A 22,644-nucleotide genomic window follows, 5' to 3' on the forward strand; every position below is an offset into this window, starting at 1 on the left:
GATATACAGGGAGCATGCCCGTGCGCACTCCCGATCCCGAACCCGGCGACAACGGCGATGAGCGCGAGCCGCTCTCGGCGTCCTTCTCAGGAGCTCAGGGGGGTCCCAACCCCAACCCGGGCTGGCTGAGCGAGGTCGAACTCGCCGAGGCGCGGCGACGCCTGCCGATGCTCTACGTCGAGGCCCTGCCGGTGCGCACCGATGGCATGGGCGCCGTCACCCAGGTCGGCATCCTGCTGCGTGCCACCCCGCTCGGCGAGATGACCCGCACCCTCGTCTCGGGCCGCGTCCGCTACGGCGAGACGGTGCGCGACGCGCTCTTCCGGCACCTCGAGAACGACCTCGGACCGATGGCCTTCCCGCTGCTTCCGCCCTCGCCCACGCCGTTCACGGTCGCCGAGTACTTCCCCCTCCCCGGGGTCAGCGCGTTCCACGACGACCGCCAGCACGCGGTGGCGCTCGCCTTCGTCGTCCCCGTCACGGGTACGTGCGAACCGCGCCAGGACGCGCTCGAGGTCACGTGGCTGTCGCCCGAAGAGGCGGCATCCGACGCCCTGTCCGATGAGATGGAGGGCGGCCGCGGCACCCTCATCCGTCAGGCGCTCGCATCGGTCGGCGCCCTGCGCTGACCCGGGAGGACGGGGTTCCGGCGCTCGGATGATTGCCTGTGTCGGAGGCCCTGCCTAGGGTCGAAGCATGCCGCATCCTCCCCTGGAACCCCTGACCCTTCCGCGCGACCTCGACGGGTGGCGAGCATTCGCCGAAGACCGTCCGACCGAGCGCCTCGCGCGCGTGGCCGAGATCGACGCCCGGCTCACCGCCGAGGCCGATCTCCCGCTGCAGGAGCGTCTCGCGCTGTGGAACGAGGCCGAGATCGCCCTGAGCGAGGCCGCTGCGCCCTCCCACCTGGTGAGCGAATCGCATCCCGATGGCGAGGTGCGGGACGCCGCAGAGAAGCAGGCGCAGGCGGTCGACGCCGTGCAGTCACGCCGGCTCCTGGACCGCGCGCTGTGGGGCGTCTTCGCCGATGCCACCGCCGACGGACTCGACTCCGACGAGCAGCGCCTGCTCGCCCAGATCCAGCGCGACTTCCGTCGCGGCGGCGTCGACCTCGACGAGGCCGACCGCGAGCGCGTGCGCGAGCTGACCGACCGCGACACCGAGCTCTCGTTGACCTTCTCGCGCAACATCCGTGAGGGCCGCCGCGAGACCCGCGTGCCCGCGTCGTCGCTCGACGGTCTCCCCGATGACTTCCTCGCAGAACACCCGGCCGATGCCGACGGGATGGTGACGCTCACCACCGAATACACCGACCTCATGCCGGTGCGCGAGTACGCGCGAGACCGCGCGGTGCGCCACGAGCTCATGGGGGCGTACAACGACCTCGCGTGGCCCGTGAACGAGCCCGTGCTCGCCGAGATGCTCGCCGTCCGTGCCGAGCGCGCGGCGCTGCTCGGATACGGCGACTGGGCCGACTACGAGACCGAGACCCGCATGATCGGTTCGTCGGCCGCGGTGAAGACCTTCCTCGAGAAGGTGGCGGATGCCGTGGCTCCCGCCGCCGCCGTCGAGTACGACCGCGTGCTCGAGCGTCTCCGCCGAGACGAGCCCACCGCCGACGCCGTCACGATCGCCGACTTCTGGTACGTCCTCAGCGCCCTCAAGCGCGAGGAGTACGACGTCGACTCGCAGCTCGTGCGCTCGTACTTCCGCTTCGACCGCGTGCTCGAGGGGGTCCTCGCGACCACCGCGCGCCTGCTCGATGTGGAGTACGTCCCCGTCGACGCGCCCTCCTGGCACGACGACGTGCGCACCTACGACGTCGTGCGCGGCGAGGAGCGCCTCGGGCGCATCCACCTCGACCTGCACCCGCGCGACGGCAAGTACAACCACGCCGCGTGCTTCGGTCTGGCCCCGGGCATCACCGGTCGGTCGCTGCCCGAGTCGGTGCTGCTGTGCAACTTCTCGCGCGGCCTGCTCGAGCACGACGAGGTGGTGACGTTCTTCCACGAGTTCGGTCACCTCGTGCACGACATCCTCGGCGGCCACCAGAAGTGGGCGCGGTGGACGGGCGTGGCGACGGAGTGGGACTTCGTCGAGGCCCCCAGCCAGTTGCTCGAGGAGTGGGCGTGGGATGCCGAAGCGCTCGCCGCCTTCGCCGTGAACGACGAGGGCGAGCCGATCCCGGCCGACCTCGTCGCACGCATGCGCACGGCCGACGCCTTCGGCCGGGCCCTGGAGGTCACGCGTCAGCTCGGCCACGCCACGACCTCGTACCGCCTTCACGTCGACCGGCCCGCCGACCTCGCCGAAGCCGTCGACGGCTACTACCGCGCCGCGAGCCCCGTCACGCCGCTCGACGGTTCGCACTCATACGCCGGGTTCGGACACCTGACCGGCTACGGCGCCTGCTACTACACGTACCAGTGGAGCCTCGTGATCGCCCGCGACCTGTTGTCGGCCTTCGGCGACGACCTGTTCGACGTCGACACGGCCACGCGCTATCGGCGCGAGATCCTCGAACCGGGCGGCACCCGTGACGCCCGCGACCTCGTGAAGGCGTTCCTCGGTCGTGAGTCGACCTTCGACGCCTACCGGGACTGGCTCGCCGGCGCGTGAACGTCGAGGGCCGCGGCATCCCTTTCCGGATGCCGCGGCCCTGGGTGCGACGTGAGCGCGTGGGGGCGCGAGCTCAGGCCGTCGTCTCGCGGGCGATCGCCGCGATGAAGGCGTCGATGTCGGCCTCGGTCGTATCAAACGAGCACATCCACCGCACCTCGCGCCGCAGTTCGTCCCAGTCGTAGAAGCGGAAGCTCTGACGCAGGCGGTCGGCGACGCCGGCCGGCAGGATCGCGAACACGCCGTTGGCCTGCGTCGGCTGGGTGAACTCGACGCCCTGGATCGAGCCGTCGGAGAGACCCGCCTCGATGCCCTCGCGCAGGCGCTGCGCCATCGCGTTGGAGTGACGCGCGTTCTTCAGCCACAGGTCGTTCTCGAGCAGGGCGACCAGCTGCGCCGAGACGAACCGCATCTTGCTCGACAGCTGCATGTCGAGCTTGCGCAGGTACGTGAGCCCGGTGGAGGCCTCGGGGTCGAGCACGACGATGGCCTCGCCGATCATCGCGCCGTTCTTCGTCCCCCCGAAGCTCAGCACGTCGACGCCGGCGTCGCGCGTGAAGGCCCGCAGGGGAACGTCGAGGGCCGCGGCGGCGTTCGAGATGCGCGCGCCGTCCATGTGCAGGCGCATGCCGTGGCCGTGGGCGTGGGCGGCGAGCTCGCGAATCTCGTCGACCGTGTAGAGGGTGCCGAGCTCGGTCGACTGCGTGATCGAGACGACCAGCGGCTGCGCGCGGTGCTCGTCTCCCCATCCCCAGGCCTCGCGGTCGACGAGCTCGGGGGTCAGCTTGCCGTCGTCGGTCGGGACGGTCAGCAGCTTGATGCCGCCGACGCGCTCGGGAGCGCCGCCCTCGTCCACGTTGATGTGCGCGGTGGATGCCGAGATCACGGCGCCCCAGCGGGGGAGCATCGACTGCAGGCCGACCACGTTGGCGCCGGTGCCGTTGAAGACCGGGTAGGCCTCGACGCCGTCGCCGAGCAGCGAGACGAACAGCTCCTGGAGGCGGGAGGTGTAGACGTCTTCGCCGTAGGCGACCTGGTGGCCTTCGTTGGCGGCGGAGATCGCGGCGAGGACATCGGGGTGGATGCCGGAGTAGTTGTCGGAGGCGAAACCGCGCACCGAGGAATCGTGGAGGGTGGTCACTCCTCCAGCGTAACGACCGGGGGACATGACCCTCCTCCCCAGGGATGCGTCTCGAAGCGTTCTCCCTTTTCGCGTCCCCGGCGGCGCCGGGATGTCGGTGGGGCCCGGGAGAATGGCGGAGTGCACATGGACCCCGAGGCGCTCAGCATCGCCGGCGAGATCTTCTCCCCGGCGGCGATGTCGCGCGCCGACCGGCTCCTCATCTACGGCTCGGTCGAAGTCGGCGACGTGAAGGCGTTCGACGGCGTTCTCGTCGTCTCCGCGCAGTCCTTCGGGGCAGCCGGGTACGAACACCTCGAACTGCGCGTGCCCACGGATTTCACGCGCGTGTCCGGCTGGTGCTCGTGCGGCCGCGGTCCCGAGTGCGAGCATTCGTGCGCCGCAGCGGTGGTGCTCTTCGACCGGATGATCTCGGCCGGCCGGCCGCCGCGCCCCGAGTGGCAGCGCACCCTCGACGAATTGCTCACGGTCGGCGCCCGGGTCGACGACGAGCAGGCCGTCGACCTGTGCCTCTTCCTCGCCATCCGGCGCGGGGGAGGCCACGGACGCAGCACCGCGCTGACGCTCACCGCCCGCCCCGGCATGCGGGGGACGCGCGGTACCTGGATCAAGGGGCGCGCCGGATGGTCGGGGCTGTCGCTCCTCTCCGCCGACCCGCGGGCCCGCGCCGCCCTCGACAGCCTGGGCCGCCTCGGCCGCTCCGGGAACGGCGCGTTCCTCTCCGACGAATGGATGCCGCTCTCCGCCGTCCCCCCGCATTCGCTCTGGATGCAGCTCGAAGCCGTCATCGCGGCCGGGGTGCCACTCGTGGCGGCCTCGGGCGCACATCACCCGGTGCGGATTCTCGAGCCCGAAATGACGGCGGCGGTCGCCGTCGACCGACGCGGCTCGGCCCTGCACGTGAGAGGGATCCTCGAGGGTGTCGACGACGACGTCGCGTCGCTGTCGTCGTGGGTGGTGGGCGACCCTGCCGTCGCCGTTGCTTTCGTGGCGGATCGCGACGGCGACGATGAGAGGTTCAGCATCGCGCGCCTGGCGACGCCGGTGACGGGGGCCGTCCGCGGGCTGCTGGCGCGACCGGGCGCCCTCGCCGTCGACGGGGGTTCCGAGGTGTTCCTGCACGACTACCTTCCGCGCTTGCAGCTCGAGGCCCCCGTGGTGTCCCCCAGGGGCACGGTCGACCTGCCGCCTCCGCCACGTCCAGTCCTCGAGCTCGACCTCGACCACCGGGGCGGTCGTGCGTCCGTCACCGTCCGGTGGGACCGGTCATCCACCAACGGCCGGCGCGACGCGGCGCACGAGTCCGCGGTGTGGGACGCCGTGGCGGCCATCGCGACCGAGCTGGGCGTCGGCGTTCCGCAACCTTTCCCCTCGGGTACCACCCCGCCCCGGGCGTGGACTCCCGCGGACGCGGCGATCTTCGTCGCCGAGGGCGTGCCGCGGCTGCAGGCTTTGGATCACGTCCGAGTGAACGTCGCCGACGGCGCCGCACCCTCTCGCGCGGCGGCCGAGCCGGCTTCCGTGGAGCTTCGTACCGGTGACGACGACGGCAGCGACTGGTTCGACCTGCGCGCGCGCGTCACGGTGGGCGAGACCGAGGTCGACTTCTCCGCGCTCTACACCGCACTGGTCGTGGGTGACCGGGCTCTCTTCCTGGACGACGGGTCATACGTCCGACTGGACACCCCCGCCTTCGACCGTCTCCGCGCGGTCATCGACGAGGCGCGGACACTCGCCGATCGCCCGGACGGCGGGTTGAAGCTCAACCGCTACAACGTCGGTCTCTGGGACGACCTATCCGAGCTCGGCCTCCTCGCGGCGCAAGAGGCGGAGTGGTGGCTGCGCGTGCGTGGTCTCACCGACGAGGCGGCTCTCGCCCCTGTCGCGTCCCCCGCGGGCCTGCGAGCCACGCTGCGCGATTACCAACGCTCGGGCCTGGACTGGCTGCACTTCCTCCGCACGCAGGGGCTCGGGGGCGTCCTCGCCGACGACATGGGCCTGGGCAAGACCGTGCAGGCGATCGCGATGATGGAGGTCGCCCGCGAGTCCGACCCCGAGATGGCCCCGTTCCTGATCGTGGCGCCGACGAGTGTCGTGGGCAACTGGGCTCGCGAGTGCGCCGCATTCGCTCCAGGACTGCGAGTGGCGACCATCGCCTCGACGCAGGCGCGACGCTCCACCCCCATCTCCGAGGCCGCCGCGGGTGCGCACGTGGTGGTCACGAGCTATGCGCTGTTCCGTCTCGAGCAGGAGCAGTACGCCGAGGTCGAGTGGTCGGGGCTCGTGCTCGACGAGGCACAGCAGATCAAGAACCCCTCCTCGCGGGGCTACCGCGCGGCGCGCGCTCTCTCGGTGCCTTTCACGCTCGTCATCACGGGCACGCCGATGGAGAACAACCTGCTCGAACTCTGGGCCCTCATGTCTCTCGTGGCGCCGGGGCTTCTGGGCACTCGCGAGTCCTTCACCGCGATGTACCGCACGCCCATCGAGAAGCACTCCGATTCCGCGCGCCTCGACCTGCTCCGCCGACGGATCCGCCCGTTCCTGTTGCGACGGACGAAAGAACTCGTCGCGTCCGAGCTCCCCTCGAAGCAGGAGACCGTGGTCGAGGTGACCCTGCACCCGACGCATCGCAAGCTGTACGACCGGCGCTTCCATCGCGAGCGTCAACGCCTCCTGGGCCTGCTCGACGATGCGGAGGGCAATCGCTTCGCGATCTTCCGCTCGCTGACGATGCTGCGCCAGCTCGCTCTCGATCCGGCGTTGGTCGACGAGGGAGAGGCTCCGTCCGCCAAACTCGACGCCCTCGTCGAACTCGTGACCGAGGCCGCTGCCGAGGGACACCGTGTCCTCGTCCTCAGCCAGTTCACGCGGTTCCTGCGCGCGGCTCGAGACAGATGCACAGAAGCGGGTCTTCCGTCCGGCTACCTCGACGGTGCCACCCCGCACCGACAGGTCGAGATCGACCGCTTCCGCGAGGGCGACGACCCGGCGTTCTTCATCTCGCTCAAAGCCGGCGGAGTGGGCCTCAATCTCGTGGAGGCGGACTACGTGGTGCTCCTCGACCCGTGGTGGAACCCCGCGGTCGAAGACCAGGCCATCGATCGTGCGCATCGCATCGGGCAGACCCGTCCCGTGATCGTGTACCGGCTCGTGGCCGCCGACACCATCGAGCAGAAGGTGGTGACCCTGCGCGAGACGAAGGCCGAGCTCTTCTCGCGTGTGCTCGACGGCGGCGAGGGCGAGACGTTCGGTGGCGGCACCCGCCTGACGGCGGCGGACATCCGCAGCCTCATCGACTGACCCCGAGGATCCGCCGTTCGACCGGCCCCTGGTCAATGTCGGACCCCCGGTCTACCGTGGCGCTATGTCCGAGAGTCCGGCCCCCGCCGCCCCGCTCGACGCGGTCGCGTCGTCCGGGCGCCGCACCTTTCTCGCGGTGCTCGTCAACACTGCCGCCGCCAACGTGACCACGAGCTTCCTCTGGTTCGCCCTCACGTTCTGGGTCTATCTCGAGACCCGCTCCGTCCTCGCCACCGGCATCGTCGGCGGTGCGTACATGTTGCTCCTCGCGGTGTTCGCGATGGTGTTCGGCTCGCTCGTCGATCGCCATCGCAAGCACCGGGTCATGGTGGTCTCCGGGTTCGTGACGCTCGTGGCGTTCCTGCTGGCGGGGGCGCTCTGGCTGGCGTTTCCCGAGGCCGCGCTCCTCGACCTGGGCGGACCGTGGTTCTGGCTCTTCTCGGGCATCATCCTCGCCGGGGCCGTGATCGAGAACCTTCGCAACATCGCTCTGTCGACGACCGTGACGCTCCTCGTCCCCGTCGAGCGTCACGCCAACGCGAACGGCCTGGTCGGCACCGTGCAGGGCCTCGCGTTCGTGGTGACGAGCGTGTTCAGCGGGCTGTCCGTCGGGTTCCTGGGCATGGGATGGACGCTCGCCATCGCGCTGGCACTGACCGTCCTCGCGCTCGCCCACCTGTTGACGATCCGCATCCCCGAGGAGCGCCCCGCCGCCGGCACGGCTCCCGGTCCCGTCGTCGATCTCCGCGGGGCGGTCCGGGCCGTGCGCCGCGCCCCGGGCCTGTTCGCTCTCATCGTCTTCTCGACGTTCAACAACCTCATCGGCGGCGTGTACATGGCGCTCATGGACCCGTACGGCCTCGAGATGTTCGACGTGCAGATCTGGGGCATCGTCCTCGGGGTGACCGCGACCGGATTCATCGTCGGCGGTGGTCTCGTCGCGAAGTTCGGCCTCGGAAAGAACCCCATCCGCACGATGCTCTGGATCGTCATCGCGATGGGGGCTCTGGGGGCGCTCTTCACCCTGCGCGAATGGTGGTGGCTGTACGCGGTGGGCATCTGGGTCTACATGGCCCTCATCCCACCGGTCGAGGCGGCGGAGCAGACGGTCATCCAGAAGGTCGTCCCCTTCGAGACCCAGGGGCGCGTCTTCGGTTTCGCCGCGGCGTTCGAGTCGGCTGCGGCGCCCGTGACGTCGTTCCTCATCGCGCCGATCGCGCAATTCCTGATCATCCCGTACATGGACGCAGAAGACGGCCGCGCGACGTGGGGCTGGCTGCTCGGCGAGGGGGAGTCCCGCGGCATCGCGCTGGTGTTCGCCGTCTCGGGGGTCGTGATGGTGATCGCGGGTGCGCTGGCTTTCGCCACGCGTTCGTACCGGACGCTCTCCCGGCAGTACCGGACGGCCGAGGTCAACGCCGAGGTGGGTGCGGTCTAGCCGCCGGCCTCGATCTCGATGACGACGTCGTTCCACGCCGCGGCGTCGTCGTCCCACAGGGCCACGACGGCCGCGGCCAGGGCGTGCTCGAGACCGTCCAGGCTCCGCACCCGGAAGATCACGCCGGCGGCCGAGAGCTCGCGTCCCCCGTCTCGCGCGTGCTTCGCGTAGCCCTGCGCGGCGGCCCGCGTCCAGGCCTCGCTCGCGGCCTTCACCGCGGCGTAGTTGGCGCCCCCGGCGAGGGGCCGCGCCACGGCCGTGGACGAGACGATCGCCAGGCGTCCGGCATCCGAGGAGCGCAGATCGTCGTCGAAGGTGCGGCTCACGTTCCGCAGTGCGGTGAACGATCGCAGCAACACGGCGAGATCCTCGTCGCTCTGCCCGGCCAGCCCGCCTCCGCCTCGCCACCCGCCCACGAGGTGCACGACACCGTCGACCGGGCCATGCGCGTCGTTCACGCGCGCGCGCAGGTCCGCCACGGCATCCGGATCGGTCAGATCGCACTGCTCAGTCGCCGCCCCCGGGGCGGACGCGGCGGAAGCGGCCAGGCGGTCGGCGTTCGATCCGACGATCACGACGCGCGCCCCCGCCTCGACGAGGGCGAGCGCACACGCGCGACCGGCCGCGCTCGTTCCGCCGGCCAGCAGCACGAGTCGTCCCCGCACCCGCTCGTGCGGGACGGGTGCGGTCGCGAGGGAGCTCATGCGACGGTCAGTCCGTCCCGCGGATGCCCGCGGTCGACGCGATGACCGGGCGCATCTTCTTCTCGAGCGCTTCGAAGAACATCGACAGGGGGAACTCGTCGTCGAGCACCGCGTCGGTGTAGCCCTTCGGCAGCCCCGCGAGCACTTCGTCGGACAGTCCGCGCGCCCACACCGAGGCGGGGTGGGGTGTGACGACTCCGCGAACGAGATCGTATGCGGCGAGCCAGTGCGCGACCTTGGGGCGGTCGATCGAGCGCCAGTACAGCTCGTCGATCGCGTCGGCGAGGGCGATGACCGCGCCGGGCACCTCGTCCCAGTCGAAGGCGAGCGACGTGTCGGTCCAGTGCAGCACGCGGTGCTGGTGCAGCCAGGCGAACAGCAGCTGTCCGCCGAGGCCGTCGTAGTTGCGTACACGGGACCCGGTGATGGCGAAGCGGAAGATCCGGTCGAAGATCACCGCGTACTGCACGAGCTCGGCGTGCTCGAGCATCGCCTTCTCGGTCGCATCGAGGTCGTCGCGCGCCGACAGCCGCGCTTGCAGCGAGACGCACTCGCGGAAGGCGGTGAGGTCGCAGCGCAGCTCTTCGAGCGAGTAGAGGAAGAACGGCATCCGCTGCTTGATCATGAACGGGTCGAACGGAAGGTCGCCGCGCATGTGCGTGCGGTCGTGGATGAGGTCCCACATCACGAACGTCTGCTCGGTGAGCGACTGGTCGTCGAGCATGCGGGCGGCGGCCTCGGGGAGGTCGAGCTTGGTGATCTCGGCAGCGGCGCGGGTCACGCGGCGGTACCGCGCCGCTTCGCGGTCCTGGAAGATCGCGCCCCAGGTGAAGGTCGGAATCTCACGCATCGCCACGGTCTCGGGGAAGAGCACGGCCGAGTTCGTGTCGTAGCCCGAGGTGAAGTCGATCAGACGCAGTGAGACGAACAGACGGTTGGTGTACTCGGTCTCGAGTCGCGCGATGAACTCGGGCCAGATCGCCTCGACGAGCACCGCCTCGACGTGTCGTTCGTTGGAGCCGTTCTGCGTGTACATCGGGAACACGACAAGGTGGCGGATGCCGTCGACCCGGTGCTCCTGGGGCTGGAAGGCGACGAGGGAGTCGAGGAAGTCGGGCACGCCGAGGCCGGCGTCGCGCCACCGGCGGAAGTCGGCGACGGAGGCCGCGAGGTAGGACCGGTCGTGGGGGAAGAGGGGGGCGAGTGCCTCGATGGCGGTGATGAGGTCGTCGAGCAGGGGTGCGGCCGCGGCGGTGTCCTCGATGGACCCGTCTTTGGCCTGAAGTGCCTGCAGGGCGGTGGCCGCGCTCTTCAGCTGGATCCAGGCGGGGGTCTGCTCGACCGTGTCGACGCCGTGGTCGGCGATCAGATCGTCGGCGGCACGGGTGGGCGTGGCGATGGTCATGGCATCCTCCATTCTGTGCTGTAAAAATTCCTGCTAAACCTGGATGCTAACGGAAAACTTACGGATTCCGAAAGAGCGGCCCGCGGCGCCGCTGATACTGTCGACCGCATGACCGAGGCCTCATCCCGCGCCCCTCGCCTCGAGGACTCCGTCGATGCGGCCATCGTGCGAGAGATCTCCCTCGACGCGCGGGCGACGCTCTCGCACCTCTCGGAGCGCGTCGGGCTCTCTGTGTCGGCGGTGCAATCCCGTCTGCGCCGACTCGAGGCACGCGGCATCGTGAAGGGCTACCGTCCGATCCTCGATGCCGAGGCCCTCGGGCGACCCCTCGCCGCGTTCGTCGAGATCACGCCCCTCGATCCCGCGCAGCCCGACAACGCCCCCGAGCTGCTGGCCCACCTGACCCCGATCGAGGCGTGCCACTCCATCGCGGGCGAGGCGGCCTACATGCTGTTCGTCCGCGTGCCGACGCCCCGCGATCTCGAAGAGCTGATCCGCGACATCCGCGCCGCGGCGCAGGTCAACACGCGCACGACCGTGGTGCTCCAGACGTTCTTCGAGGCGCGACCGATCGAGCCCGCCGACTACCCGGCGTGACCCCCGGCCACGGGACCTGGTCCCGAGGCCATCCGCACGACGGCTGACGGCGGGATACATCCCGCGACGGATGCCCCGCCCCCGTCGGTCCGCGTAGCGTGGCCGTGATGTTCGCTCTGCGCCCGCTCACCCGCTATCAGCTGGTCACCGACCTCGGTATCGCCGTGGTGTTCTTCCTGGTGGCCATCGCGATCGAGCTCGTCGCGAGCGCCACCCCGATCGACAACGTCGCGGGATTCTTCATCGCGCTCGCCTTCGCGGGGGCGGTGGCTCTGCGACGGCTCCATCCGGGCCTCGCCCTCTGCGTGGCGTGGGCGGCCGCCCTCGCGCAGATGGGGTTCGGCCGGCAGCCGTCGCCGTCCGACCTCGCGATCTTCGCCGTCCTGTATACGACGTCGGCGTACGGCTCGCGGCGCGTGTTCTGGTTCGGCTTCGTCTCGGCGATCGTCGGAGCGGCCGTGGTTCCGCTGTACCTCGTGGGTCGCGGGCTGCAGGCCCCGCCGAACGGGAACGACTGGTTCGCCGTCATTGCGCTCTTCCTCGCGGCGGGCTTCGCGCTCATGCTGGCCTGGGTCTCGGGTGCACTGGTGCGCACGGCCATGAGGGCTGCGGCGAACAGCCGGGCTCAGCGGGCGGCCGAGGCCGAGACGATCGCCGAGCAGGAGCGTGTCCGCATCGCCCGCGACATGCACGACGTCGTCGCGCACTCCCTGGCGGTGGTCATCGCCCAGGCCGACGGTGCCCGGTACGCCGCGGCATCCGATCCGCGGGCGAGCGCCGAGGCGCTCACGACGATCTCGTCGACCGCGCGCGCCGCGCTCGCCGACGTGAGGTTGCTCCTCACTCAGTTGCGGCACTCGCAGGCCGAGGGGCCTCAGCCGACTCTCGCCGACCTCGAGACCCTCTTCCAGCGGATGCGGGCGGCGGGCGTGGCCCTCGAGGTCGAGGTCGACCCGTTGCCCCCGGGCGAGCCCCCCGCGGCCATCCAGCTCGCGGTCTACCGCATCATGCAGGAGGCGCTCACCAACGCCCTGCGGCACGGAGTCGACCCGCGCGTGCGCGTGCACCTGGGATGGTGGCCCGACCGGGTCGTCGCCTCGGTGCGCAATGCCCGGGCCACGGCATCCGTCCCCGCTCCGGCTAGCCCTCCATCGGGCGGGCACGGGCTGATCGGCATGCGCGAGCGTGCGCAGCTCGTCGGCGGTCACCTGACCGCGGGGCCCGAGTACGGCGAGTTCGTCGTGCGCGCCACCCTCCCGATCGGCTCCCCGCTGTGAACGCCCGAGCGAGAGGGCAGAGTGGATGCCGAGCCACCCCCGACCCGCGAGAGGAGCCGTCGTCATGACCGCCCCCGTCCGCATCGTCCTCGTCGACGATCAAGCCCTGTTCCGCGCCGGGATCCGCATGGTGATCGACTCGCAGCCCGACCTCGAGGTGGTGGGGGAGGCGTCGGATGGCCGCGAGGGCGTCGAGGTCGTCCGTTCCACGCGCCCCGACCTCGTGCTCATGGACGTGCGGATGCCGGTCATGGACGGTCTGGCGGCGACGGCCGAGATCCTGCGCGAGCCCGACGCGCCGCGGGTCGTCGTGCTGACGACGTTCGACCTCGACGAGGCCGCCGCCCGCGCGATCCAGGGCGGGGCCAGCGGGTTCCTGCTGAAGGATTCCGAGCCGGAGTTTCTGCTGTCGGCGGTGCGCACCGTGCACGCCGGCTCGGCGGTGATCGCCGCCGAGGCGACGCGCGAGCTCTTCGCCCACATCGCCGACGGCGGGGGAGGAGAGCCGGTTCCGGCGGCCTACGGCGCGCTGACCGATCGCGAACGCGAGATCTTCGCCCTCGCCGCGGCGGGGCTCAGCAACGCCGAGATCGCGGAGCGCGAGTTCCTCTCCGAGGCGACGGTGAAGACGCACATCAGTCGCATCCTCACCAAGCTCGCCCTGCGCGATCGCGTGCAGCTCGTGGTCTTCGCCTATCGCCACGGCCTCGCCTGAGCGGCGGGCGCCTCAGGCGTCGTCGTTCTCCGGGTCGTGCGCCCACGTGGGGGCGAGGGCCTTGATGCGCGTCGCGCGCCACTGCCACGTCGCCCAGAGCGCCGGCCACAGGGCCGGGGCCGCGGCGCCGCCGATGGTCAGTCTCTCTCGCCAGAGGGTGCGGCCGGGCTCTCCGGGGGCGGCCGACACCGCCATCTGGTGATCCCACACGTCGAGCACCGACAGCGGTCCGGTCAGGGGAACGCCCCAGTCGCGGAAGACGCGGACGCGCCCGTGTCCGTCGCTCGTCTCGCGGTCGGCGACCGAGATGAGCTGGCGACCCACCGGAACGAGGCCTGCGACGCTCATCTGCACGGGAACGTCGTCGCCCGATGAGAACGAGGTCGGCATGTCGCCCAGAGCTTCCACGTCGAGGAGCGGACCGTACAGCTCCGCGACGGCGCGGGGGGAGTGCAGTGCCCGCCACGCGGCGTCCGGGTCGCAGTCGATGACGAACTTCAGCAGGATGCGCATGACCTCGATCGTGCCCGATCCGGGCCGTCGGTGGGCACGGCTTGACGCGAGGGGTGCACTCCGGGCGTTTTACGATCGAGGGATGCCGTCTTCTCCCGCCCTCGCCCAGTCCGACTACCAGGTGCGTCTGGACTGGGGCCGCTCGGGGCTGGAGCGTCTCGCCCCCGCTCACATCGCCATCATCGTGCAAACGCTGGGGCTCTCGATGCGCGCGCTGGACGCGATCGAGGACGGCGAGACGTTCCCCCTCGAGGGTGATGAGGCCGCGGGACTCGCGCTCGCGGCGGGGAGCGACGGCGCCCATGTCGTCGTCGGCGGACTGCGCAACGCGGCCGCCGTCGCCGCCCACGTGCTCGAGGTGCAGCTGTCGCGAGGTGAGCGCACCAGCATCTCCGTGGTCGCCGCCGGTTACCCCGACGACGACGGCCTCCGCTTCGCCGTCGACGACCTGCTCGGCGCGGGCGCCGTCATCGCCGCTCTCGGAGATCTCGGGATCGACCACGCCTCTCCCGACGCCGCCGTCGCGGGAGAAGGATTCCGCGCCCTCGGCGGAGCGGTCCGGCACCTGCTGACGGCCAGCGGCACCGGCCGCGCCCTCGCCGCCGACGGTCGACGCGAGGCGGTGCTCGCCTCGGCCGCGCGCGATGCGGCATCCGTCGTCCCGATCCTGCGCGACGGGGTGATCGTTTCGGCCTGAGCCCTCGCCCTAGCGGGGTGTCGAGGCCGCGAGCCGCGTCGCGCGGCTGATGTCGCGGTGAACCCACGACAGAGCGAAACGCGGGTCGAACGACGGGGCGCACTTCGCGCACGAGGTGGGCCGGGTCGCACGCCGGTGCCGATAGGCGACGTGGCCCGCCGGGCACGTGCCGACCCACGGGGCGAGTTCGTTGGCGGTCTCGCCGGCGTGGGTCGTCCCGCCCACGTAACCCAGCTCGCGTGCCGTCCGCTTCCACACCGGTCCGTGCCCCGCGGCCGGGCCCGCGACGGCGTGCGCGATCTCGTGCAGCAGCGTCTGGTGATTCGTGTCGTCGTCGTAGCGCGCGGAGAGGTAGCGCGAGACGCTGATGCGCTGACGGCCGTAGTCGCACAGGCCCGCGCGCCGCTTGGCGTTGTCGAAGGCGAAGGTCCACGACGGATCGAGGTGGAGGGCGATCAACGCCTCGGCCCAGATGCGGACGCGCTGCAGATCGGACATGAGCGGAAGCCTAGAAGGGACCTACGACACTCAGCTCGCGACGACCTCGCGCGTGCGGCGACGCTCCGCGGCGTCGATCGCGAGCAGGGTCGATTCGAGCTGCGCGTCGGTGGCGCCGGCGTTCTGCCGCAGGAACAGCGCCTGCTTGAAGTCGCGGCGGGCGGCGTCGAAGTCGCCCTCGTCGTAGTGCACCTTTCCGCGGTGCTGGAGGGCGAAGGCGGCGATGCTCGCCCAACCCTGCCCCTCGGCCTCTTCGGCGCACATGGTGAGCTCCTGCTCGGCGGCGGCGTAGGCCCCGCGGCACTGCATGATCGTCGCGTGGAGGATGCGCGCGCGCAGCAGATCGCGACGGGTGCCGGCCATGCGGGCGACCCGAACCGACTGCTCCGAGATCGCGAGCGCCTCGTCGAATCGGTCGAGCACCTTGAGGAGCCACACCCGCTCGAGGAGGGCGTGGAGGCTGCGCTGGGAACCGATCTCCTCGAGACGTTCCGCGCACTCACGGGAGTCGGTGACCTCGCGCAAAGTGTCGGGGTCGTACCCGTGGATGTAGCTCACCATCGCTCCTCTCGTTCCGGCAGGACTTCCAGTGTGCGCCGCACGGGCGTCGAGGGGTGCCTCGCCACGCGGTCGGGCGGCGAAGACGCCGTGATCATCTCTCGAACAGGGATGCCGAGGGCTTCGGAGACGCGGTCGCATCGGCGTCCGTGGCCGGTCGCGACCCGCGTATGAACTCCTCGATCTCCGCGCCTTGAGAGACCTTGGCGGGGTGGGGGCCGGCCGCCATCAGTCGCGGGAGCCACTCGACCGGCAGGGTCGCTGCGGAGGCGGCGACGACGAGGTTGCCGAATCGGCGTCCCTTGAGCACCTGCACCTCGGCGAGGACGATGACCTCGGGCAGGACCTCGCGGATCGTGGCGACCTGGCGGCGGGCGAAGGCCAGTCCGGGTCCGTCGGACACGTTCACCAGGAGCACCCCCTCGGGCGCGAGCAGGGCCGCCGCCTCGCGGTAGAACTCCACGGTGGTGAGGTGGGCGGGGGTCTGCGCGCCGGAGTACACGTCGCTGATGAGGAGGTCGACGGCACCCGAGAGCCCCGCCGGCAGTCTCGACAGCCCGGCACGCGCGTCGCCGATGCGCACGCGAATCGACGCGCCGCGGGGGAGGGGGAGGTTCTCGCGCACGAGGTCCCACAGCGCCGGCTCGAGCTCGATGACCTGCTGGCGCGAGCCCGGTCGGGTCGCCTCCACGTAGCGCGGCAGCGTGAGGGCGCCCGCGCCGAGGTGGACCGCGGTGAGGGGCTGTCCCGGCATCCGGAGTCGATCGATCACGGCGCCCATGCGCGCCACGTACTCGAAGTGCAGGTGCGTGGGGTCGTCGAGGTCGACGTGCGACTGGGGTGTCCCGTCGACGACGAGCTCCCATCCCGACACGAACCCCGAGGGCGAGACGCGGGCGAGGGCGCCGTCGGACAGCCGCGCGGTCGGGGCGTCGTCGGGTTCGATGCGCATGCGGGCCATGAACCCACGCTAGGCCCTCGGGGCGGCGGTACCGTGGCCGCATGCGGGTGGATCTCAACGCCGACCTGGGCGAGACCGTCGACGGAGTGCCGACGGCCGACGACGACGCCATGTTCGCGGTGATCTCCAGCGCCAGCATCGCTTGCGGCGGGCACGCGGGGGATGCCGGCGCGATGCGCGCCTCCGTCGAGAGGGCGGGGCGTTTCGGGGTCGCCGTCGGCGCACACCCCTCGTACGAGGACCGCGAGAACTTCGGTCGCGTGGCCCGCTCGCCCGGCTCCGCCGATCTCCGCGCGAGTGTGATCGGGCAGATCGCCGCGCTCGCCGCGGCCGGTGCCGACCTGCGGTACGTCAAGCCGCACGGGGCGCTTTATCACGCGGTCACCGTCGACCGACGGCAGGCCGACGCGGTCGTCGCGGCGGTGGCCGACCACTCCGCGCGGCTCGGACGCGCGCTCCCGATCCTCGGCCTTCCCGGCGCGATCGCCGAGGCCGCGGCATCCGCGGGTCTCCCCTTCGTGCCCGAGGCCTTCCTCGACCGGGGGTACACGGCGACGGCGACGCTCGTGCCCCGAGGGTCTCCCGGCGCGCTCGTCGACGACCCGGCCCTCGTGGCCGAGCGGGCGGTGCTCCTCGTACGCGACCGAGAGGTCGAGGCCGTCGACGGGACGCGGCTCGCCGTCGAGGCCGCCTCGCTGTGCCTGCACGGGGACACTCCCGCCGCCGTGGCGATGGCGCGGGCCGTGCGCGCGGCCCTGGACGACGCGGGTGTCGAGGTGCGCGCTCCGTGGTGACGCTGCGGGCGATGGGCGAGAGGGCCGTGCTGGCCGAGGTCGCCGATCTGTCCGCTGTCGTGCGGTTGCACGCCGCGCTCGCCGCGGATCCGCTCGACGGCGTCGACGATCTCGTGCCCGCCGCGCGCACCGTGCTCATCGCCTTCGATCCGCTCCGCACCTCGGCGTCCGCGGTCGCCGCGTGGGTCCGGGCGGCCGCGACCGGGGATCCGGATGCCGCCCCACCCGGCCCCCTCGTCGAGATCGCGACGCGGTACGACGGCGCCGACCTGGACGACACGGCCGAGCTGCTCGGCATCCGAGCGGACGAACTCATCGCGCGCCACGGCGCCGCGGAGTGGATGGTGGCCTTCACCGGCTTCGCGCCGGGGTTCGCCTATCTCGTGAGTGCGGACTGGCCGTTCGACGTCCCTCGACTCGACCGACCCCGCCTTCGCGTCCCCGCCGGAGCCGTGGGTCTCGCGGGGGCGTTCAGCGGGGCCTACCCCCGTGACACCCCGGGCGGCTGGCGGCTCATCGGGTCGACGGATGCGGTCCTCTTCGACCCCGAGGCCGTCGACCCCGTCCTCTTGGCGCCTGGCAGCCGCGTGCGGTTCGTCCCGCTCCGCGAGCGCGCGCACGTCGTCGGGCCGCGGGAGCCCGACAGCACGACTCCGACGAGCGGACGACCGGATGCCGCGGCCTTTTCGTCCGCGGGTGATTCCTCGCCCCATGTGGCGCGTTCCTCGACCGCCGGGGCGGCGCCGGGCCCGGCGCTCCGCATCCTCGCCCCCGGTCCGCTGGTCACGGTGCAGGACCTCGGCCGACCCGGTCGAGCGGCGCTGGGGGTGGCTCGCTCGGGCGCTCTGGATCGCGGCGCCCTGCGCATCGCGAACCGTCTCGTCGGAAACGCTGAGAGCGCGGCGGCTCTCGAGATCACGCTCGGCGGGTTCTCGGCGCGAGCCGTACACGACTGCTGGGTCGCGGTGACCGGTGCTGTCGCCGACGTGCGCGTCGACGGGCGCGGCGTCTCCGCCTACGCGCCGGTGCGGCTCGCGAGGGGTGCAGAGCTGACGATCGACCCCGCCCGCGCGGGCCTGCGGGTGATCCTCGCCGTCCGCGGGGGAGTGGCCGCCGAGTCCGTGCTCGGCTCGCGCTCCACCGACATTCTCGCGCGACTCGGCCCTCCACCCCTCCGTGCCGGCGACCTCGTGCACGCGGGATTCGCGACCGGGGAGGTGCCCGCGGTGGACGGGTTCCCCCGGTCGATTCCCTCAGCCGTGCTCGAGGTGGGGCTCCGGCCGGGGCCGCGGGCGGACTGGTTCACCCCCGCCTCCGTCGATGCGCTGACCGATGCGTCCTGGACCGTGTCGACCGACATCGACCGCATCGGCATCCGTCTCGACGGTCCGGTCCTCGAGCGCACCCGTCGCGACGAACTCCCCAGCGAGGGCATGCGTCCGGGAGCGGTGCAGGTTCCTCCGCACGGGCGCCCGGTGATCCTGCTCGCCGACGGTCCCGTGACCGGGGGCTATCCCGTGATCGGGGTGATCCCGGATGCCGCCCTCGACGCTCTCGCACAGGTGCGGCCGGGTGACCGGGTGCGGTTTCGCCGGGCCTGACGGGGCGGGAGCGAGGAATGCCGGGCGAGCGCACGCGGTTATACCGCAGGTCCGAGAACGCGTCAAGAATTGGACTGGACACGGCGAGTCCTCCCGCGTATGCTTGGACTTTGCGCTCCTCGATTCCCCCTGCCCTCATATGGTGGTCGGCTGAGCCTGCCCGTCCCCGCTTCACCGCGGTGTGCGACGTGCAGGTTATCGGGGCAGGAACGCACTCCACCTGACGACAAGGAATCACGAGCCCCTCGCCCGGGCTTCTGGAGGTTATTCCCTTGGCTGCTGCGAGCAACGCATCCACCACCACCACCCCGAAGAGCGGACGCGGCGCATCTCGCCTCTCGTTCGCGAAGATCTCCGACAAGCTGACCGTTCCCGATCTGCTCGCGCTGCAGACCGAGTCGTTCGACTGGCTCGTCGGTAACGAAGCATGGAAGGCGCGCGTCGCCGAGGCTCAGGCCGCCGGTCGCACCGACGTCCCCGAGATCAGCGGACTCGAGGAGATCTTCGAGGAGATCTCGCCGATCGAGGACCTGAGCGAGACCATGCAGCTCTCGTTCACGAACCCCTACCTCGAGCCGGAGAAGTACTCGATCGAGGAGTGCAAGGAGCGCGGCAAGACCTACGCCGCCCCGCTGTACGTCGAGGCCGAGTTCATGAACCACCAGACCGGTGAGATCAAGACCCAGACGGTCTTCATGGGCGACTTCCCGCTCCAGACCAACAAGGGCACGTTCATCATCAACGGCACCGAGCGTGTCGTCGTGTCGCAGCTCGTGCGTTCGCCCGGTGTCTACTTCGACAAGACGCCCGACAAGACCTCCGACAAGGACATCGTGTCGGCGCGCGTCATCCCCTCGCGTGGTGCCTGGCTCGAGTTCGAGATCGACAAGCGCGACCAGGTCGGCGTGCGCATCGACCGCAAGCGCAAGCAGTCGGTCACCGTCTTCCTCAAGGCCCTCGGCCTGACCAGCGAGGACATCCTCGCCGAGTTCTCCGGTTTCGACTCCATCGAAGAGACGCTGTCCAAGGACACGATCCTCACGAAGGAAGACGCCCTCCGCGACATCTACCGCAAGCTCCGTCCGGGCGAGCAGGTCGCCGCCGAGGCTGCGCGCGCGTTGCTGGACAACTTCTACTTCAACTCGAAGCGCTACGACCTCGCGAAGGTGGGTCGCTACAAGATCAACCAGAAGCTCGGTCTCGACAAGCCGCTGAGCGACTCGGTCCTGACCGTCGACGACATCGTCGCCACGATCAAGTACCTCGTCCGCCTGCACCGCGGTGACGTCACGTTCGACGGCGTCCGCGGTGGCCAGGCCGCCGAGATCCGCCTCGACACCGACGACATCGACAACTTCGGCAACCGTCGTATCCGCGCCGTCGGCGAGCTCATCCAGAACCAGGTCCGCACCGGTCTGTCGCGCATGGAGCGTGTCGTCCGCGAGCGCATGACCACGCAGGACATCGAGGCGATCACGCCGCAGACCCTGATCAACGTGCGCCCCGTCGTCGCCGCGATCAAGGAGTTCTTCGGAACCTCGCAGCTGTCGCAGTTCATGGACCAGAACAACCCGCTCGCGGGTCTGACCCACAAGCGCCGCCTGTCGGCGCTGGGCCCCGGCGGTCTCTCGCGTGAGCGTGCCGGCGTCGAGGTCCGCGACGTCCACCCCTCGCACTACGGCCGCATGTGCCCCATCGAGACCCCTGAAGGCCCGAACATCGGTCTGATCGGCTCGCTGGCCTCGTTCGCCCGCATCAACGCCTTCGGTTTCATCGAGACCCCGTACCGTCGCGTCGTCGACGGCCGGGTGACCGACCAGATCGACTACCTCACCGCCAGCGAAGAGAGCGACCACATCGTCGCTCAGGCCGGTGTCGCCCTCCAGGCCGACGGACACTTCGTCGAGGATCGCATCCTCGCCCGTCGTGGTCAGGGTGGCGAGGTCGACCTCTTCCCGAACGACGAGATCGGCTACATGGACGTCTCGCCGCGCCAGATGGTGTCGGTCGCGACCTCGCTCATCCCGTTCCTCGAGCACGATGACGCCAACCGCGCCCTCATGGGTGCGAACATGCAGCGCCAGGCCGTGCCGCTCGTGCGCAGCGAGTCGCCCGTCGTCGGTACCGGTATGGAGGGCTTCGCGGCCATCGACGCCGGTGACGTCGTGACGGCCGAGAAGTCGGGCGTCGTCCTGGAGGTCTCGGCCGACGTCGTGACCATCCAGCTCGACGAGGGCGGCACGCAGGACTACTTCCTGCGCAAGTTCGACCGCTCCAACCAGGGCACGTCCTACAACCAGCGCGTGGTCGTCTCGGCCGGCGAGCGCATCGAGGCCGGCGAGGTCATCGCCGACGGTCCCGCGACCGAGAACGGCGAGCTCGCGCTCGGCAAGAACCTCCTCGTGGCGTTCATGACCTGGGAAGGTCACAACTTCGAGGACGCGATCATCCTCAGCCAGGACCTCGTGAAGGACGACACGCTGTCGTCGATCCACATCGAGGAGTACGAGGTCGATGCGCGCGACACCAAGCTCGGCAAGGAGGAGATCACCCGTGACCTCCCCAACGTCAGCCCCGACCTGCTGAAGGACCTCGACGACCGCGGCATCATCCGCATCGGCGCCGAGGTCCGCCCCGGTGACATCCTCGTCGGCAAGGTCACGCCCAAGGGCGAGACCGAGCTGAGCGCCGAGGAGCGTCTGCTCCGCGCGATCTTCAACGAGAAGAGCCGCGAAGTCCGTGACACCTCGCTGAAGGTGCCCCACGGCGAGCAGGGCACGATCATCGCCGTCAAGGAGTTCAACGCCGAAGACGGAGACGACGAGCTCGGCTCGGGCGTCAACCGCCGCGTCGTGGTCTACATCGCCCAGAAGCGCAAGATCACCGAGGGCGACAAGCTCGCCGGTCGCCACGGCAACAAGGGCGTCATCGCCAAGATCCTCCCGATCGAGGACATGCCCTTCCTGCCCGACGGCACGCCGGTCGACATCATCCTCAACCCGCTCGGTATCCCCGGTCGAATGAACTTCGGTCAGGTCCTCGAGCTCCACCTCGGCTGGATCGCCCAGCAGGGTTGGAAGGTCGAGGGTACCCCCGAGTGGGCCGCCCAGCTGCCCGAGTCGGCTCGCGAGGCCGCCCCCGGCACGAAGGTCGCGACCCCGGTGTTCGACGGCGCCTTCGAGGCCGAGATCGCGGGTCTGCTCGACTCGACGATCCCCAACCGCGACGGCGACCGCATGGTCGACTCCACGGGTAAGACGCTGCTGTTCGACGGTCGCTCCGGCGAGCCGTTCCCGGCGCCCATCTCGGTCGGCTACATGTACATCCTGAAGCTGCACCACCTCGTCGACGACAAGATCCACGCGCGTTCGACGGGCCCGTACTCGATGATCACCCAGCAGCCGCTCGGTGGTAAGGCGCAGTTCGGTGGTCAGCGCTTCGGTGAGATGGAAGTGTGGGCGCTCGAGGCCTACGGTGCCGCTTACGCGCTGCAGGAGCTCCTCACGATCAAGTCCGACGACATCCTCGGCCGCGTCAAGGTGTACGAGGCCATCGTCAAGGGCGAGAACATCCAGGAGCCCGGCATCCCCGAGTCCTTCAAGGTGCTCATGAAGGAGATGCAGTCGCTCTGCCTGAACGTCGAGGTCCTCTCGGCCGACGGCACCGCGGTGAACCTGCGCGACACGGATGACGACGCCTTCCGCGCTGCGGAAGAACTCGGCATCAACATCTCCAGCCGCTTCGAGTCCTCGTCGATCGACGAGATCTGAGCTTCCAGCTCAGCGACCCAGCTCAGATTTCAGAGAATTCCGACACAGGAGAA

Annotated in this window: 18 protein-coding genes; 11 read left to right on the plus strand and 7 right to left on the minus strand. The window is 70.5% G+C overall.

Features of this window, described 5'->3' with window-relative positions:
• Positions 1-14 precede the first annotated feature (14 nt).
• The gene (locus BLS25_RS13175) at positions 15-629 is read left to right on the plus strand and encodes an NUDIX hydrolase family protein (RefSeq protein WP_056226157.1); all 615 of its coding nucleotides are present in this window, start codon (positions 15-17) and stop codon (positions 627-629) included.
• A gap of 67 nt (positions 630-696) precedes the next feature.
• Entirely contained in the window at positions 697-2,619 is a 1,923-nt protein-coding gene (locus BLS25_RS13180; protein WP_074696409.1) for a M3 family metallopeptidase, read from the plus strand.
• Between the two features lie 73 nt (positions 2,620-2,692).
• Here BLS25_RS13180 and BLS25_RS13185 read toward each other — a convergent pair whose 3' ends face one another.
• Complete coding sequence (locus BLS25_RS13185) at positions 2,693-3,760, minus strand: threonine aldolase family protein (RefSeq protein WP_056226163.1); 1,068 nt, start codon at positions 3,758-3,760, stop codon at positions 2,693-2,695.
• A 126-nt stretch (positions 3,761-3,886) separates the two neighbouring features.
• Between BLS25_RS13185 and BLS25_RS13190 the strand changes: the two genes are divergently transcribed.
• Entirely contained in the window at positions 3,887-7,063 is a 3,177-nt protein-coding gene (locus BLS25_RS13190; RefSeq protein WP_256335597.1) for a DEAD/DEAH box helicase, read from the plus strand.
• A 64-nt stretch (positions 7,064-7,127) separates the two neighbouring features.
• Complete coding sequence (locus BLS25_RS13195; protein WP_074696411.1) at positions 7,128-8,501, plus strand: MFS transporter; 1,374 nt, start codon at positions 7,128-7,130, stop codon at positions 8,499-8,501.
• Here the strand turns inward: BLS25_RS13195 and BLS25_RS13200 are convergent.
• Together BLS25_RS13200 and BLS25_RS13205 are read right to left on the minus strand one after the other, a co-directional pair.
• Positions 8,498-9,205 carry an SDR family NAD(P)-dependent oxidoreductase gene (locus BLS25_RS13200; protein ID WP_074696413.1) on the minus strand — a complete coding sequence of 236 codons (708 nt, stop codon included), beginning with the start codon at positions 9,203-9,205 and terminating at the stop codon, positions 8,498-8,500. The two genes, BLS25_RS13195 and BLS25_RS13200, sit on opposite strands and share 4 nt — an antisense overlap.
• A gap of 7 nt (positions 9,206-9,212) precedes the next feature.
• On the minus strand, positions 9,213-10,610 hold the full coding sequence (locus BLS25_RS13205; protein WP_143017960.1) for a DUF6421 family protein: 1,398 nt from the start codon (positions 10,608-10,610) through the stop codon (positions 9,213-9,215).
• A gap of 108 nt (positions 10,611-10,718) precedes the next feature.
• On the opposite strand from BLS25_RS13205, the gene BLS25_RS13210 reads away from it, so the two are divergent.
• From BLS25_RS13210 to BLS25_RS13220, 3 genes are all read left to right on the plus strand, one after another.
• The gene (locus BLS25_RS13210) at positions 10,719-11,207 is read left to right on the plus strand and encodes an Lrp/AsnC family transcriptional regulator (protein WP_056226175.1); all 489 of its coding nucleotides are present in this window, start codon (positions 10,719-10,721) and stop codon (positions 11,205-11,207) included.
• 107 nt (positions 11,208-11,314) lie between these two features.
• Positions 11,315-12,484: a sensor histidine kinase gene (locus tag BLS25_RS13215; protein ID WP_056228262.1), complete on the plus strand. Its 1,170-nt coding sequence runs from the start codon at positions 11,315-11,317 to the stop codon at positions 12,482-12,484.
• Between the two features lie 64 nt (positions 12,485-12,548).
• Entirely contained in the window at positions 12,549-13,199 is a 651-nt protein-coding gene (locus BLS25_RS13220; protein WP_056226178.1) for a response regulator, read from the plus strand.
• Between the two features lie 12 nt (positions 13,200-13,211).
• Here the strand turns inward: BLS25_RS13220 and BLS25_RS13225 are convergent, their stop codons facing one another.
• On the minus strand, positions 13,212-13,712 hold the full coding sequence (locus BLS25_RS13225) for a hypothetical protein (RefSeq protein ID WP_056226181.1): 501 nt from the start codon (positions 13,710-13,712) through the stop codon (positions 13,212-13,214).
• Between the two features lie 82 nt (positions 13,713-13,794).
• Between BLS25_RS13225 and BLS25_RS13230 the strand changes: the two genes are divergently transcribed.
• Positions 13,795-14,409: a 2-phosphosulfolactate phosphatase gene (locus tag BLS25_RS13230; protein WP_074696415.1), complete on the plus strand. Its 615-nt coding sequence runs from the start codon at positions 13,795-13,797 to the stop codon at positions 14,407-14,409.
• 9 nt (positions 14,410-14,418) lie between these two features.
• On the opposite strand, the gene BLS25_RS13235 is transcribed toward BLS25_RS13230, so the two are convergent.
• The 3 genes from BLS25_RS13235 to BLS25_RS13245 form a co-directional block, all read right to left on the minus strand.
• A complete protein-coding gene (locus tag BLS25_RS13235) occupies positions 14,419-14,907 on the minus strand; it encodes a SprT-like domain-containing protein (protein WP_056226188.1) in 489 nt (162 codons plus the stop codon).
• A 30-nt stretch (positions 14,908-14,937) separates the two neighbouring features.
• Positions 14,938-15,465 carry a hypothetical protein gene (locus tag BLS25_RS13240; protein ID WP_056228266.1) on the minus strand — a complete coding sequence of 176 codons (528 nt, stop codon included), beginning with the start codon at positions 15,463-15,465 and terminating at the stop codon, positions 14,938-14,940.
• A 94-nt stretch (positions 15,466-15,559) separates the two neighbouring features.
• Positions 15,560-16,426, minus strand: a complete 867-nt coding sequence (locus tag BLS25_RS13245) for a spermidine synthase (RefSeq protein ID WP_056226191.1) — start codon at positions 16,424-16,426, stop codon at positions 15,560-15,562.
• A 41-nt stretch (positions 16,427-16,467) separates the two neighbouring features.
• On the opposite strand from BLS25_RS13245, the gene pxpA reads away from it, so the two are divergent.
• The 3 genes from pxpA (at position 16,468) to rpoB (ending at position 22,591) form a co-directional block, all read left to right on the plus strand.
• A complete protein-coding gene (gene pxpA, locus BLS25_RS13250) occupies positions 16,468-17,220 on the plus strand; it encodes a 5-oxoprolinase subunit PxpA (protein ID WP_056226194.1) in 753 nt (250 codons plus the stop codon).
• An 11-nt stretch (positions 17,221-17,231) separates the two neighbouring features.
• Positions 17,232-18,821 (plus strand): 5-oxoprolinase subunit B/C family protein, encoded by a 1,590-nt coding sequence (locus BLS25_RS13255; protein WP_074696566.1) that lies wholly within the window; start codon positions 17,232-17,234, stop codon positions 18,819-18,821.
• Between the two features lie 272 nt (positions 18,822-19,093).
• Positions 19,094-22,591, plus strand: coding sequence for a DNA-directed RNA polymerase subunit beta (gene rpoB, locus BLS25_RS13260; RefSeq protein ID WP_056226197.1), 3,498 nt, complete (start codon positions 19,094-19,096; stop codon positions 22,589-22,591).
• Positions 22,592-22,644: the final 53 nt, after the last annotated feature.

The organism is Microbacterium testaceum StLB037 (assembly GCF_900104345.1).
GTDB lineage: Bacteria > Actinomycetota > Actinomycetes > Actinomycetales > Microbacteriaceae > Microbacterium > Microbacterium testaceum_A.

Coding starts and splice junctions, on each gene's coding strand:
- BLS25_RS13255 (WP_074696566.1), top strand. CDS start 17,232: ATGGGCGAGAGGGCCGTGCTGGCCGAGGTCGCCGATCTGTCCGCTGTC.
- BLS25_RS13175 (WP_056226157.1), top strand. CDS start 15: ATGCCCGTGCGCACTCCCGATCCCGAACCCGGCGACAACGGCGATGAG.
- BLS25_RS13215 (WP_056228262.1), top strand. CDS start 11,315: ATGTTCGCTCTGCGCCCGCTCACCCGCTATCAGCTGGTCACCGACCTC.
- BLS25_RS13195 (WP_074696411.1), top strand. CDS start 7,128: ATGTCCGAGAGTCCGGCCCCCGCCGCCCCGCTCGACGCGGTCGCGTCG.
- BLS25_RS13230 (WP_074696415.1), top strand. CDS start 13,795: ATGCCGTCTTCTCCCGCCCTCGCCCAGTCCGACTACCAGGTGCGTCTG.
- BLS25_RS13180 (WP_074696409.1), top strand. CDS start 697: ATGCCGCATCCTCCCCTGGAACCCCTGACCCTTCCGCGCGACCTCGAC.
- BLS25_RS13245 (WP_056226191.1), bottom strand. CDS start 16,426: ATGGCCCGCATGCGCATCGAACCCGACGACGCCCCGACCGCGCGGCTG.
- BLS25_RS13205 (WP_143017960.1), bottom strand. CDS start 10,610: ATGACCATCGCCACGCCCACCCGTGCCGCCGACGATCTGATCGCCGAC.
- BLS25_RS13220 (WP_056226178.1), top strand. CDS start 12,549: ATGACCGCCCCCGTCCGCATCGTCCTCGTCGACGATCAAGCCCTGTTC.
- BLS25_RS13190 (WP_256335597.1), top strand. CDS start 3,887: ATGGACCCCGAGGCGCTCAGCATCGCCGGCGAGATCTTCTCCCCGGCG.
- pxpA (WP_056226194.1), top strand. CDS start 16,468: ATGCGGGTGGATCTCAACGCCGACCTGGGCGAGACCGTCGACGGAGTG.
- BLS25_RS13210 (WP_056226175.1), top strand. CDS start 10,719: ATGACCGAGGCCTCATCCCGCGCCCCTCGCCTCGAGGACTCCGTCGAT.
- BLS25_RS13235 (WP_056226188.1), bottom strand. CDS start 14,907: ATGTCCGATCTGCAGCGCGTCCGCATCTGGGCCGAGGCGTTGATCGCC.
- BLS25_RS13225 (WP_056226181.1), bottom strand. CDS start 13,712: ATGCGCATCCTGCTGAAGTTCGTCATCGACTGCGACCCGGACGCCGCG.
- BLS25_RS13200 (WP_074696413.1), bottom strand. CDS start 9,205: ATGAGCTCCCTCGCGACCGCACCCGTCCCGCACGAGCGGGTGCGGGGA.